The sequence below is a fragment of the Pseudomonas sp. KB_15 genome, from assembly GCF_052114525.1.
GTDB lineage: Bacteria > Pseudomonadota > Gammaproteobacteria > Pseudomonadales > Pseudomonadaceae > Aquipseudomonas.
Genome location: NZ_JBFREX010000368.1, coordinates 1 through 361, shown reverse-complemented (window position 1 = coordinate 361; position 361 = coordinate 1). Strand labels below are relative to the sequence as shown.

At 48.7% G+C, this 361-nt stretch carries 1 rRNA gene; it reads right to left on the bottom strand.

The annotated features are described in order from the left end of the window. Positions 1-106, bottom strand: a 5S ribosomal RNA gene (gene rrf, locus AB4Z35_RS31325); the annotation flags it as partial. Between the last annotated feature and the right edge of the window lie 255 nt (positions 107-361).

Below are 361 nucleotides of genomic sequence, written 5' to 3'. Positions count from 1 at the left end.
GACCTACTCTCACATGGGGAAACCCCACACTACCATCGGCGATGCATCGTTTCACTGCTGAGTTCGGGATGGGATCAGGTGGTTCCAATGCTCTATGGTCGTCAAGAAATTCGGGTACTGAGTCGTGACCAGGATGGYCTCGCTTCAGCAAATTGGGTATGTAATAGATTTGTGTGTTTCTCGAAYTTTCGGTTCTTGCGTCTTCACACACCGCAATCTGATGCYTCTYTCGAAGTWMGCAAATTGCTTGGGTGTTATATGGTCAAGCCTCACGGGCAATTAGTATTGGTTAGCTCAACGCCTCACAGCGCTTACACACCCAACCTATCAACGTCGTAGTCTTCTCAACGTCGTAGTCTTC